This window comes from Candidatus Desulfofervidus auxilii (assembly GCA_030262725.1).
Classification (GTDB): Bacteria; Desulfobacterota; Desulfofervidia; order Desulfofervidales; family Desulfofervidaceae; genus JAJSZS01.
Map to the genome: position 1 here is coordinate 1 of JAJSZS010000021.1, position 13,677 is coordinate 13,677.

The 13,677-nt window shown below is 32.2% G+C and carries 12 protein-coding genes and 1 tRNA gene; 9 read left to right on the forward strand and 4 right to left on the reverse strand.

The genetic code is table 11. From position 1 onward, the window contains the following. Positions 1-538: 538 nt before the first annotated feature. From LWW95_09715 to aspS, 9 genes are all read left to right on the forward strand, one after another. Complete coding sequence (locus LWW95_09715; GenBank protein ID MDL1957300.1) at positions 539-889, forward strand: hypothetical protein; 351 nt, start codon at positions 539-541, stop codon at positions 887-889. 716 nt (positions 890-1,605) lie between these two features. Next, positions 1,606-1,690: transfer RNA gene (locus LWW95_09720), tRNA-Leu, on the forward strand. 14 nt (positions 1,691-1,704) lie between these two features. Beyond that, complete coding sequence (tig, locus tag LWW95_09725) at positions 1,705-2,979, forward strand: trigger factor (GenBank protein ID MDL1957301.1); 1,275 nt, start codon at positions 1,705-1,707, stop codon at positions 2,977-2,979. Position 2,980: 1 nt separating this feature from the next. Further along, positions 2,981-3,583 (forward strand): ATP-dependent Clp endopeptidase proteolytic subunit ClpP, encoded by a 603-nt coding sequence (clpP, locus tag LWW95_09730; GenBank protein ID MDL1957302.1) that lies wholly within the window; start codon positions 2,981-2,983, stop codon positions 3,581-3,583. Next, the gene (gene clpX, locus LWW95_09735) at positions 3,576-4,826 is read left to right on the forward strand and encodes an ATP-dependent Clp protease ATP-binding subunit ClpX (GenBank protein ID MDL1957303.1); all 1,251 of its coding nucleotides are present in this window, start codon (positions 3,576-3,578) and stop codon (positions 4,824-4,826) included. The genes clpP and clpX overlap by 8 nt, the downstream gene beginning before the upstream one ends. Before the next feature lie 97 nt (positions 4,827-4,923). After that, positions 4,924-7,353, forward strand: a complete 2,430-nt coding sequence (lon, locus tag LWW95_09740) for an endopeptidase La (protein MDL1957304.1) — start codon at positions 4,924-4,926, stop codon at positions 7,351-7,353. A 53-nt stretch (positions 7,354-7,406) separates the two neighbouring features. Beyond that, complete coding sequence (locus LWW95_09745) at positions 7,407-7,946, forward strand: isochorismatase family protein (protein ID MDL1957305.1); 540 nt, start codon at positions 7,407-7,409, stop codon at positions 7,944-7,946. Next, complete coding sequence (hisS, locus tag LWW95_09750; protein ID MDL1957306.1) at positions 7,943-9,199, forward strand: histidine--tRNA ligase; 1,257 nt, start codon at positions 7,943-7,945, stop codon at positions 9,197-9,199. Before LWW95_09745 ends, hisS begins: the two co-directional genes overlap by 4 nt. 2 nt (positions 9,200-9,201) lie before the next feature. Then, positions 9,202-11,007 (forward strand): aspartate--tRNA ligase, encoded by a 1,806-nt coding sequence (aspS, locus tag LWW95_09755; GenBank protein MDL1957307.1) that lies wholly within the window; start codon positions 9,202-9,204, stop codon positions 11,005-11,007. Here aspS and LWW95_09760 read toward each other — a convergent pair. Genes LWW95_09760 through LWW95_09775 form a run of 4 tightly spaced genes read right to left on the reverse strand, consistent with a single transcriptional unit; the run spans position 10,963 to position 13,647 of the window. Further along, positions 10,963-11,229, reverse strand: a complete 267-nt coding sequence (locus LWW95_09760; GenBank protein ID MDL1957308.1) for a DUF4911 domain-containing protein — start codon at positions 11,227-11,229, stop codon at positions 10,963-10,965. The genes aspS and LWW95_09760 overlap by 45 nt on opposite strands. Next, positions 11,210-11,746 carry a PadR family transcriptional regulator gene (locus tag LWW95_09765; GenBank protein ID MDL1957309.1) on the reverse strand — a complete coding sequence of 179 codons (537 nt, stop codon included), beginning with the start codon at positions 11,744-11,746 and terminating at the stop codon, positions 11,210-11,212. Before LWW95_09765 ends, LWW95_09760 begins: the two co-directional genes overlap by 20 nt. Continuing rightward, complete coding sequence (locus LWW95_09770) at positions 11,743-12,879, reverse strand: M20/M25/M40 family metallo-hydrolase (GenBank protein ID MDL1957310.1); 1,137 nt, start codon at positions 12,877-12,879, stop codon at positions 11,743-11,745. The genes LWW95_09765 and LWW95_09770 overlap by 4 nt, the downstream gene beginning before the upstream one ends. 3 nt (positions 12,880-12,882) lie before the next feature. Further along, a complete protein-coding gene (locus tag LWW95_09775) occupies positions 12,883-13,647 on the reverse strand; it encodes a serine/threonine protein phosphatase (GenBank protein MDL1957311.1) in 765 nt (254 codons plus the stop codon). Positions 13,648-13,677 lie beyond the last annotated feature (30 nt).

A 13,677-nucleotide genomic window follows, 5' to 3' on the forward strand; every position in this document is an offset into this window, starting at 1 on the left:
AAACATTTGGGGAAGTGGTAACACAGCTTCAGCAAGTAGTTTTACATTTTACCAAGGTATATTTCCTCTTTGGTTAGGTAAAATTATCTTTAGTGCAGGAAAACTTTTAATCCTTATAAGTTTTATTTTAACTATTTTTAAACCTAATTATAAAAGATGAGTTTATTATATAAGATAGACATTGTAACAAATTTCATATGCTTATGAATACTTTTAATTTTGAGTATACTTCTTTGTATTAGAAGGAGAATATTACGTTTCTATTTATTATCCTTAGGTATTTTTTTGATAAGTATTGGTTCCTTATATCGTCTAATTTTTCATTCTATATTTCTTTCCAAATTAACACTTAGTGAGATTAAGAATATACTTTCTATTGACAAAATACCATTAGCATGGTATCTGGATAGTATTATAATAAATTGTGGAATGCTTTTGGTAGTTATAGGTTTTGCGTTAATAGTATTTGTAAAAGAAAAAGAATAAATGCCAAAATCACATCCAATGAATGTAATTTAAATACTATACAACTTTGCCTATGATATACTATAAATGGGGAGTTAAACATGATATTGTTTTTCTTATAGTTATTGCTTTATTCTCTTTATACGCCAATATAAAAACTTTCAATGAGGTTCCTTTACTTTTGCCTCGATGGATTGAAATACTGGGGTATCTAGTAACTATAGGTATAATTTGGTCATATAAAAATTACCTAAAAGAAGAAAAATTACGAAAGGCTTGCTTTTGCTTATTGATTGGATTTATATTTAGTGGAATAAAAAGACTAATTGATACCCCCCTGTTTATAACCAGATTGCTTAGTGTGATAGGTATATTTTTTTCTATTATTGCTATTATGTTTGTAATATTTTTTAAAAAGAGTTAATGTAAGAGAAAAAGAGTCAGGTTCTGATAGACTGTTGAAAAAAGGCTACAAAAAGAAAAAAAATGGTATATGAATTTATGAAAATTTTGCCAAAGATACAAAAAAATAATTGTATGTTAGCCAGCTTATAGCTGACTGGGTAGATTCTAATCAGAGAAGAAGAGCAGTCCTTGGATTGCGTTGTTATTGGCATTTGAAGATGAAGGAACATAATAGGTCAATACTTGAAGTTGAAGACGTCCAGCATGTAATTTTTCAGATAATGCCTTTTGTAATAATACACCTCTGGTTTTAACCTGATGCAGCAAATAAGCAATTTTAGTCGTTTTTTTATATTTCCTTTTGTTTTTTACTTACAGGTTTAGTTATTAATGTAATTGCTGAAAGTAGAGAGGTTTTATGTGTTTCTATTGGAATGATACCGTTAGCTGTTTTAGCTTGGTTTTTTTATTCATCACTTCTTTTTATAATTTTTATATATTTTTTAACTTTGGTCGTTGCTTATTTAATAAGCTACTTTAAGAAGATGAGGAAAGCTTAAATTTGATACAAAAAGATTATCTGTTCCTCTATATGCTCCTTTTTATGGATTTATCTTTATAGTGTTTTATAAATCGCTTTATTATAGTACATTACGGGTTTTTGTATGGCAAATAAGGATTTAGGAAAATAATCTTTCTTGACGAAGACAGATAAATGGTATATTTCTTTAAAAAGCGAGAGTGGCGGAATTGGCAGACGCGCCAGACTTAGGATCTGGTGGGTAACACCGTGCGGGTTCGAGTCCCGCCTCTCGCACCAAATAAGGAGAAATTATGGAAGTTCGAGTAGAGGAGATTAGTCCAGCAAAACGAAGGTTGGAAATAATTGTACCTAAAGAAAGGGTAGAAAGTAAAATTAATGCACTTTATGAAAATTTAAGAAAAAAAGCAAAGATAAAGGGATTTCGACCAGGTAAAGCACCAATGGCACTAATTAAATCCCTTTATCGAAATGAAGTGCTTAATCAAGCATTAACTGATCTTATTGAACAAACTTATCCTGAAGCATTAAAAGAAGTTAAAATTATTCCTTTAAAAGAAACAAGTATTGAGCCTGATAATATTACTGAGGGTGAGGCATTTAAATATGCTGTAACTATTGAAGTAATTCCAGAATTTGAACTCCCTGAATATAAGGGAGTAACAGTAGAAGTATCACCTATTGTTGTTACTGATGAAGAAATAGAGACAGAATTAAAAAGACTTCAAGAGATGCATGCTGAACTTAAAAGTATTGAAGAGAAACGTCCTTTAAAAGAAGGAGATTATGTAATTCTCGATTTTCAAGGCTATCTTGATGGACAACCTCTAAAAGACTTTAAAGCTACAGATTATATGGCAGAACTTGGGCAAAATCAGCTTCATAAAGATATTGAAAAAGAAATTTTAGGGTCTAAAGTGGGTGAGAAAAAAATAGTGAAACTTCGTTATCCTGAAGATATTAAAGATAAAAAGCTTGCTGGAAAGGAAATAGAACTTCATCTATTTATTAAAGATGCAAAAGAAAAAGTTTTACCAGCTTTGGATGACGAGTTTGCCAAAAGTCTTGGTGAATATAATAGTTTAGAAGAGTTGAAAGAAAATTTGAAAAAACAGATGTTGGAAAAAAAGGAAAAAATGAGGGATGAATATATTAAAAATTATATCCTTAATTACCTTACAGAAAAAGCAGAAATAGAGCTACCTGAGACATTAGTAGAGGAAGAATTAGAAAATATGATTGATAGAGCAACATATTTTATTTCCCCTGAAGCAAGAAAATCTATGGATAGGGAAAAATTAAAAAACGATTTGCGTTCGTCAGCCGAAAGAAAAGTAAAGGCTCAACTTATTTTAAGTAAAATTGCTAAACAAGAAAATATTACAGCAGAAGAAAAAGAAGTTGAAGAAGAAATAAAATTAATGGCAGAAAGATTAAGGGTGCCGGTTGAAAAGATGCAAACACCTTATGTAATCAATCGTATAAAAACTCGTATTATTGGTGAAAAAACATTAGTATTTTTAAAAGATAATGCAAATATAAAAGAAAAAAATAAAGAAGAGAATTGAAATGCATCTTATACCAATTGTAATAGAACAGACAGGCCGAGGAGAAAGAGCTTATGATATCTATTCACGTTTACTAAAAGATAGGATTATCCTTTTAGGTAGCCCTATAGATGATACTATAGCTAATCTTATTATTGCCCAATTGCTTTTCCTTGAATCCCAGGACCCTGATAAAGAAATTCATTTTTATATTAATTCTCCTGGTGGCTTAATAACAGCAGGTTTAGCTATCTATGATACAATGAGATATATAAAAGCACCTGTTTGCACCTATTGTGTAGGTCAGGCTGCTAGTATGGCTGCAGTTCTATTAGCTGCTGGAGATAAAGGCAAAAGATATGCCCTCCCACATGCCCGTATCCTTATTCATCAGCCTTTAGGAGGATTTCAAGGACAAGCAACAGAAGTAGAGATTCAAGCAAGAGAAATTTTACGTTTGAAACATGTTATAAATGAAATTTTAGCTCATCATACTGGACAGCCTTTAGAAAAAATAGAAGAGGATACAGAAAGAGATTTTTATATGACAAGTGAAGATGCACTTAAATATGGTATTATTGATAAAGTAATTACTAATAGAGGCAAGGGAGGGATAAATGTCTAAAACAATAAAAAATAAGGATAAAAAACTTTATTGTTCATTTTGTGGGAAAAGTCAGGATGAGGTAAGAAAGTTAATTGCAGGTCCTTCAGTTTATATTTGTGATGAGTGTATTGAATTATGTAATGAAATCCTTGCGGAAGAATATGAAAAGGAAGATATTGAATTAGGTATTACTTTACCTAAGCCGACTGAAATTAAAGCTTTTTTAGATCAATATGTTATTGGTCAAGAACAGGCAAAGAAAATACTTTCTGTTGCAGTTTATAATCATTATAAACGCATTCATACTAGAAGAGAAATTGATGGTGTGGAGTTACAAAAAAGTAATATTTTATTAATAGGGCCTACTGGTTGTGGCAAAACTCTATTAGCTCAAACTCTTGCAAAAATGTTAAATGTGCCATTTACTATTGCAGATGCTACTACTCTTACAGAGGCAGGTTATGTAGGTGAAGATGTAGAAAATATAATTCTTTATCTTGTTCAGGCAGCAGATTATGATATTGAAAGAGCATCTCAAGGAATTGTCTATATTGATGAAATAGATAAAATCTCTCGCAAAACTGATAGTCCTTCAATTACAAGAGATGTTTCAGGTGAAGGAGTACAACAAGCACTACTTAAAATTGTTGAAGGTACTATTGCTAATATTCCGCCCAAAGGAGGCAGAAAACATCCTCAACAGGAATTTCTTAAAGTAGATACTACTAATATTCTTTTTATTTGTGGTGGTGCTTTTGTAGGTTTAGAAGATATTATTTGTAATCGTATTGGCAGTAAAGGGTTAGGTTTTGGAGCAGATATAAGGAGTAAGAAAGAAGGGAATATAGGTGAGATTTTAAGACATGTTCAACCAGAAGATTTGATAAAATACGGAATGATACCAGAATTTGTTGGTCGTTTTCCAGTAGTGGCTGCTCTTGATAATCTTACAGAAGATGATTTGATAAAAATTTTAGTTGAACCAAAAAATGCTATTGTAAAACAATATCAAAAATTATTTAAAATGGAAGGTGTGGATCTCAAGTTTACTGAAGGTGCATTAAGGTCCATTGCAAGGGAGGCTATTCGTCGAAATACTGGCGCAAGAGGATTAAAGAGTATTCTTGAGGATGTTCTTTTAGATATTATGTTTATACTTCCAGACCTTACAGGGGCTAAAGAATGTGTAATTAATGAAGATGTAATTTTAAAGCATGAGCAGCCCCTTATTGTTTATGAAGGTAGGGCAAAGACTGCTTGATAAAAAATTACAAAAAAGAACTTCAAAAATTTAGTCCTTCCTTTTTTGGTAAAAAATGCTTATACTTAAATTGAGTTCATTGTGAAGGAGGTTATTTATGTTCATTTTTGGACGAGGTAAAGAAGAAAAAGAGCAGAAAAAGACCTTTGTTTTACCTTTATTACCATTAAGAGATGTTGTTGTTTTCCCACATATGGTAATTCCTCTTTTTGTTGGCAGGAAAAAGTCTATTTCTGCCTTAGAACACGCTATGACTCTGGGTCGAAAACTTTTTCTTGCGACTCAGAAGAAGGCTCAAATTGATGAGCCTCAAGAAAAGGATATTTATGTAGTGGGTACTATTGGGCAAATTTTACAACTTCTTAAACTTCCTGATGGCACAGTTAAGGTATTAATTGAAGGTATAAAAAGAGGGAAAATTAATAAATATCTTCCTAATCCTGACTTTTTCCTTGTAGAAATAGAGGAAGTAGAAGAAACCCTTGTTCGGAATACAGAGACTGAATCTTTTATAAGATTGCTTATTTCTGCTTTTGAAGAATATGCTAAATTAAATCCAAAAATTAGTTCTGAAACAGTAAATCAAGTTAGTGCTATTGAAGAACCTGATAGATTAAGTGATACTGTTGCTGCCCATTTAGGTGTAAAAGTTGAACAGAAACAGAAAGTGCTTGAAACATTTGATGTAAATAAACGTCTTGAATTAGTTTTTGGTCTTACACGAGGTGAAATTGAGATTATAAAGACAGAGCAAAGGATTAAAGCTAGAGTAAAGAAACAGATGGAAAAGACACAACGTGAATATTATCTTACCGAACAGATGAAAGCTATTCAAAAAGAAATAGGAGAAGAGGGAGACTTTAGAGATGAAATAAAAGAATTAGAAAAGAAGATAAAGACTACTCCTATGTCTAAAGAGGCAAGACAAAAAGCACTGCATGAATTGAAAAAGTTAAAATTGATGGCTCCTATGTCAGCTGAGGCAACAGTTGTAAGAAATTATATAGATTGGTTAGTATCATTACCTTGGAATCGTCGGGCGAAGGTAAGATTAGATATAGATGAGGCTAAAAAAATTTTAGATGAAGACCATTATGGATTAGAAGAACCAAAAGAGAGAATTTTAGAATATTTAGCTGTTCAACATCTAGCTAAAAAAGTAAAAGGGCCAATTCTTTGTCTTGTAGGCCCACCAGGTGTAGGTAAGACTTCTTTAGCAAAGTCAGTAGCCAGAGCAACAGGAAGGGAGTTTGTGCGTCTTTCTTTAGGTGGAGTAAGAGATGAGGCAGAGATAAGAGGACATAGACGTACTTATATTGGAGCATTACCTGGAAAGATTATTCAATCATTACGTAAAGTAAAAACAAATAATCCTGTTTTCTGTTTAGATGAAATTGATAAATTGGGTACTGATTTTAGAGGTGATCCAGCAGCTGCTTTATTAGAAGTTCTTGATCCAGAGCAGAATCATGCCTTTAATGATCACTATTTAGATGTTGATTATGATCTTTCAGAGATACTTTTTATTACAACAGCAAATACACTTCATACAATACCTTGGCCATTACAAGATAGAATGGAGATTATAAGGATTCCAGGCTACACAGAGATTGAAAAATATCATATTGCTACAAAGTTTCTTATTCCAAAACAAATAAAAGCATGTGGATTAAAACCTGAACAAATTACTTTTTCTGATAGTGCTATTTATGAAATTATTCGTTCCTATACAAAAGAAGCAGGTGTAAGAAATTTAGAAAGATGTATTGCTACTATCTGTCGTAAGGCGGCAAAGGAGATTGTAAAGAAAGGTGCAGATACTAAGATTTGTGTTACTAAAAAGAATTTGGCAAAATTTTTGGGTGTGCCAAAATTCCGATTTAGTCAAGCTGAAGAAAGAGATGAGATTGGTGTGGCGACAGGTTTGGCATGGACAGAGTTTGGTGGTGAGTTGCTTCAAACAGAAGTAGCTATTATGCCTGGTGAAGGGAAATTGATTATTACTGGAAAATTAGGTGAAGTAATGCAGGAATCAGCTAGAGCAGCTTTAAGTTATGTCCGCGCTAGGGCAGATCAATTAGGTCTTAATCCAGAGTTTTATAAAAAATATGATATTCACATCCATGTGCCTGAAGGGGCAGTACCTAAAGATGGGCCTTCAGCAGGTATTACTATGGCTACAGCCCTTGTATCTGCTTTAGCGAAGATTCCAGTAAAACATGATGTAGCTATGACAGGAGAGATTACTTTAAGGGGTAGGGTGTTGCCAGTAGGTGGTCTTAAGGAAAAACTTCTAGCTGCCCATCGTGGTGAGGTAAAAAAAGTTATTATTCCTAAAGACAATGAAAAAGACTTAAAAGAAATTCCTAATAAGATTTTGAAGACAATTCAGATAGTATTAGTAAATCATATGGATGAGGTTTTAAAAGAAGCACTTGCTTCTCCTATTAGTATTAAAGAGACTCCTCCACCTCCGGCTGTTTCTAAAGAATATTCAGAGCAAAGACCACCGGCAGTGATGATGTAGTCTTGACATTCCTTATTACCTGATTAAAATCAGCTTTTTTAAAGAGTAAAATTATGTATTTGAATAGAGAAGAAGCCATAGTTTTTGTTATTGATATTCAAGAAAAACTCTTTAATGTTATTTATCAAAAAGAAGAACTTTTAAAAAATTGTTTAAAACTTCTTAAAGGATGCCAAATATTAAATCTTCCTATTTTAGCTACAGAACAATATCCAAAGGGGCTTGGGAAAACTTTACCAGAAATTAAAAATTTCTTAAAAGAAGAAAATATCTTTGAAAAACTCTCTTTTTCTGCCTATATCCCAGCAGTTATTGAAAAATTGGAAAAGATAAACAGGAGGAGCATTATTCTAATTGGAATGGAAGCACATGTTTGTATATGGCAAACTTGTCGAGATTTATTAAAAAATAATTTCAAAGTATTTATACCTCAAGAGTGTGTATCTTCTAGGTCTAAAATACATTTATATAATGCTTTAGAATTGATGGACAAAATAGGGGCATACATTGTTAATGTGGAGACTATTCTATTTGATTTACTTAAAACAGCAGAAGTGCCTGAATTTAAAGCTATTTCTCAAATCATAAAATGAGGATTCAAACAGTAAGAGGTTTTCGGGATATTTTACCTGAAGAAGCCAGAAAATGGCAGGCAGTAGAAGAAATTGCTCGTGAAGTGTTATTAACTTATGGCTTTAAAGAAGTAAGAAGTCCAATTTTAGAAAAAACAGAACTTTTTATAAGAAGTATTGGTGAAACAACCGATATAGTAGAAAAAGAGATGTATTCTTTTGTTGATAAAGGTGGAGATAGTTTAACCTTAAGGCCTGAAGCTACTGCTTCAATAGTAAGGATGTATATTCAACACAGTCTTTACCATCGTCCGGCTTGGAGTAAGCTTTTTACTATTGGGCCTATGTTTCGAAGGGAAAGGCCACAAAAAGGAAGATATAGGCAATTTTGGCAAATAAATGCTGAAATGTTTGGTTTTTCCCATCCTATAGCTGATGCAGAAATTATCCTTGCCCTTAATACAATTTTAGAAAAACTAAAAATTTCTTCTTATGAATTACATTTGAATTCATTAGGTTGTAAAACATGTCGCCAGGCATTTAAAGAAGCTTTAAAAGATTATTTAGAAAAGATTCAAGATATGCTTTGCCCTGATTGTCAAAGGCGCCAAAAATTAAATCCATTAAGGGTATTTGATTGTAAAGTTGAAGGTTGTCAAAAAGTTTTAGAAAAAGCTCCACTTATTACTGATTATCTCTGTAATGAGTGTAAAAAACACTTTGAGGAACTGCAGTTTTATCTTTCTCTATTGGACATAAAATTCATCCTTAATCCCAGACTAGTAAGAGGGTTAGATTATTACACTAGGACTGCATTTGAAGTTATTCTTCCTCAAATTGGGGCACAGAGTGCTGTTGCTGGTGGTGGTCGATATGATAATTTAGTAGAAGAATTGGGAGGTAAATCCACTCCAGCAATAGGGTTTGCTATTGGTCTTGATCGTCTTTTACCTTATATACCAAATTTTAATCAAAAAGAACGTCCTATATTTATTGCTTTATTGGGTAAAGAAAGTATTAAACTTGGTTTACTTTGGGCAAAATATTTGCGTAAAAAAGGCATTTTTACAGAAATAGATTATCGATTAGGTAGTCTTAAATCACAATTAAATAGAGCAAACCATTTAGAGGCTGCTTGGTCTCTTATTATTGGTGAGGATGAGATAAAAAAAGGTGAGGCTATCCTTCGCAATATGGATACAAAAGAACAAATAAATATTCCTGTTTATCCTGAAAAGGGATTAAATAAATTGTTGGAAAAAATAGGGAGGTAAAATTGAAGACCTTAGATTTTTTAGAAGGATGGAAAAGAACTCATTATTGTAATGAGCTTACAATAAAAAATATTAATGAAGAAGTAACTTTAATGGGTTGGGTACAACGCAGAAGGGATCATGGTGGTGTTATCTTTGTTGATTTAAGAGATAGGACTGGAATTATTCAAGTAGTGTTTAATCCTGATTTTAATTCTGAAGCCCACACTAAGGCTCATAGATTACGTTCAGAATGGGTGATTGCTGTTAAAGGGAAAGTGGTAAGAAGACCAGAAGGTATGGAGAATCCAAAACTTAAGACTGGAGAGATAGAAGTAATGGTTTCCAGTCTAAAAATTTTAAATACCTCCCCACCTCCACCATTTTTAATTGAAGATGATATTGAAATAGGTGAGCCTACAAGACTTAGTTATCGTTATCTAGATTTACGTCGTCCACGACTTATGCATAATTTTATTAAGCGTCATGAAGCCGCACAATGTGTAAGGAGATTTTTAAGTGAAAATGGCTTTTTAGAAATTGAAACCCCATTTTTAACCAAGAGTACACCAGAAGGGGCAAGAGATTTCTTAGTGCCAAGTCGTTTACATCCAGGAAGATTTTATGCCTTACCTCAATCGCCGCAGCTTTTTAAACAACTTTTAATGATAAGTGGATTTGACCGTTATTTTCAAATTGTAAAATGTTTCAGAGATGAAGATTTAAGGGCTGACAGACAGCCTGAGTTTACTCAAATAGACCTTGAGATGTCCTTTGTTAATGAAGATGATATTATGGATATTTCAGAAAGACTTTTAGTCTACCTCTGCAAAGAAGTATTTAATTACAATGTTTCTCTGCCCTTTCCGCGTCTTACCTATGATGAAGCTATTGCTAAATACGGTACTGATAGACCGGATTTAAGATTTGAGCTTGAATTAAAAGATGTAACTGAAATAGTAGCTGAATCAGAATTTAAAGTTTTTTCTTCGGTTGTGCATAAAGGAGGCATTGTTAAAGCTATAAATGTTAAAAAAGGGGCAAAACTTTCCAGGAAAGAAATTGATGATTTAACCAAATTTGTCAATCAATTTGGGGCAAAGGGATTGGCTTGGATAAAGATAAAAGGAGAATGGCAATCACCCATTGTCAAATTCTTTTCAGAAGGAGAAAAAACTGCATTAGCACAGAGTCTTGAAATAGAAGATGGAGATTTAATCTTATTTTTGGCTGATGAACCCTTAATTGTTAATGAGGCTTTAGCCAATCTTAGAATAGAATTGGGCAAAAAGATGGGATTAATTCCTGAAGATACTTTTTGTTTTTGCTGGGTGACAGAATTTCCTATGTTTGAATATGATACAACAGAAGGAAGATGGCAAACAGTACATCATCCTTTTACTATGCCAAAAGAAGAGGATCTCGCTTATCTTCCTGAACATCCAGAAAAAGTAAAAGCAAGATCTTATGATATTGTTTTAAATGGAGTGGAAATTGGTGGGGGAAGTATTCGTATTCATCGTCGTGATATTCAAGAGTTAATCTTTAAAGTGATAGAGCTGCCTCAAGATGAAGCGCAAGAAAAATTTGGATTTCTTTTAGAAGCATTGACCTATGGTGCACCTCCTCATGGAGGTATTGCCTTTGGGTTTGATCGGTTATTAATGTTGTTGTGTAAATGTGAAAGTATTAGAGAAGTGATTGCCTTTCCAAAGACACAAAAAGCTACTTGCCTTTTAACCGATGCTCCTTCTCAAGTCACTCAAGAACAATTGCATGAGTTATCACTTAAATTGGATATAATTAAACTTAAAAGGGCAGTGTCTTAATTTCATTTTACATTGCCATTCTTTTTTAAGAGATTCAATAATTTTTATGACTTCTTTTTCATTTCCAGGTGGGACCATTAATTCAATTGTTGCCTTCATTCTATCTATTGTGCGAAATTGGACAAGTCCATCATATTCACCTAAAATCCATTGAAATATAGCAATCTTATCTCGAGGTAAATCAACATATAAGAAATTGCTTTTAAGAAATTTCTTTTTCACAGAAGCGATTTTTTAATTGTTCTGTAAATTGTAATTCTACTTCAATTAATTTCTTTAAATGTTCAGGAATAAGTACTCGATTTATAGGCTGATTGTCTTTTAAAAGTTTTTCTTTAGTATTTTCTGCCCAAATAATAATTTCTTTTAAACGATTAAGTCGTTTATCAATCAATTTTTTAACCTGTCTTTGGGAGGGAAGTCTATCTAAAAAATAAAGTACTAAATCAAGATTAAAAAAAGGTCTTTCTAAATAAAGAAAATTCCTAATAAGAAGTTTATTAAGAAACATTTCTCCTTTTGGTGTTAAAGAATATACACGTTTTTCTGGTCTTTGACCTGCTCTTCCTTTTTTATATTGAAGATAGCCTTTTTTAGCTAACTTTTCTAAAGTGTAATAGATAGAAGTTAAGGTGACATTAGTTAAGGGTTTGATTTCCTCTTCAATAATCTTTTTTAGCTCATAACCATGTTTTTCCCCTTCTTTTAAAAGACCTAATAAAATTACTTCTAACTTCACTTTTCTTCCATTTTTGCAGTTAGTGTTTCAACTAATAACCTAGCAGTTTTTGCCATATCTGACAAGGAGATATATTCTTGACGGGTATGAACATTTTTCATTCCTGTTCCAATGATAACAGAGGTAATACCTGCTTGATTAAAAATATTAGCATCACTTCCGCCTCCACTTATTTTTAATTCCATTTCCATATCTAATTTTTTTCCAACTTTTTTAATTAATCTAATTAAAGGATGATTTTCTAATACATACATAAGAGGATAATCAATCTTTATATCTATATTTAATTTAGGAAAACCTGCTTTTGGGGAAGTTTCAGCGATGATTTTTTCAAAGGCTGAGATGATTTTTTTTGTTACTGTTTCTAATTTTTCCTCTTTATGACTTCTTACTTCACCTTCTAATACTACTTTTGGAGGCACGATATTAGTAGCTATTCCTCCTTGAATAAGACCAATGTTACATGTAGTTTCTTCATCAATTCTACCCCATTCTATTTGAGCAATTGCTTTACTAGCAAGTGAAATAGCATTAATACCTTCTTCAGGATCTACACCAGCATGAGCTTCTTTCCCAAAAACTTCAATCTTAAAACGGTTAGCAGTAGGAGCACGATGAATAATCTCTAAAGGATTTCCTCCATCTAACACTAATCCCCATTTTGCTTTGATTAAAGAATAATCTAAATTTTTGGCTCCAAGTAACCCTATTTCTTCACAGATGGTAAATACAGGTTGTAAAGGATAATGTGAAATTTTATTTTCTTTTAATATTTCTAATACTTCTAAAATAATAGCTATGCCTGATTTATCATCTGCACCAAGGATTGTTTTCCCATTACTTTTTAAAATGTCATTTTCTTCTATTACTTCAATTTCTTCATCAGGCTTTTGGACTGTATCCATATGGGCATTAAGCATAATAATAGGGCCTTCTAAGTCTCCTTCTTTCCATCCAATAAGATTTCCAGTTGTTCCTCCTAAAATTTCACCTGCTTTGTCTTCTTGGCAGATAATATCTAAGGCAGCCAAACGCTCTTTTATATAACTAGCTACCAATCCTTCCTTATAAGAAGGACTACTTAATTTTATTAAATTTAAAAATGTTTGTTTTAGTCTTTCTAGATTAACCATCGATTAAATAGAAATAATTTCTAAATCCTTTGCTGTCTTAATATTTTGGTTCTCTAAATCAGCAATAGCAATAATACGCTCATATTCTTCATAGGTATTTGAGGTAGCAAGAGTAAGACAGCGGTCTTCAAACATAAATGGGATAAGTTTTGTTTGATGTGCTCTAATAATTATTTTACATTTAAATTGCCTTAATGCTCTTTCAAAATAAGTTAAACCATAAATTGGTCTTCCCCATCTTTCACCTAAATAGCTACCCACTCTATCTACAAATTCTCCCCATAGCATCCGATACCAGTGCATCTTTCCAGGTTCTATTTCTTCAATATCCTCTTCTTCTAAATCTGGTGGTAAGGCATGTACAGCCATTATTCCATTAGGTGTTACTGCTACCCAAGGAAGTAAAGAAAAAATTTCTTTAAAAATAATCATTTCTTCTTTAGACAAACTATACCAAAAATCTGCTCCTGAAAATGGAATAAAAGGATAACCTTCATGATTACCTAAAAGTAAAAAGATTTGATTTGGTGCTTCAAGCTTTTTCTTAAGTAAAAGTTCTATATTCTCTCTAGAATATTTACCTCGATCCACATAATCACCTAAAAAAACTAAAGTATATCCAGGTTTTAAATAAAGATTTAAAACAGTTTCTGTGGCTTCTAAATCACCATGAGTATCTCCAACAAATACTACTTTACCTTGTGCAGGCAATTGAATAAGTCTACTTTCTTTTTTAAGAACTTCTTTAATAGCTTCAAAATTTTGCATGGCGTTTATTTAACAGTTTTTTAAAATTAA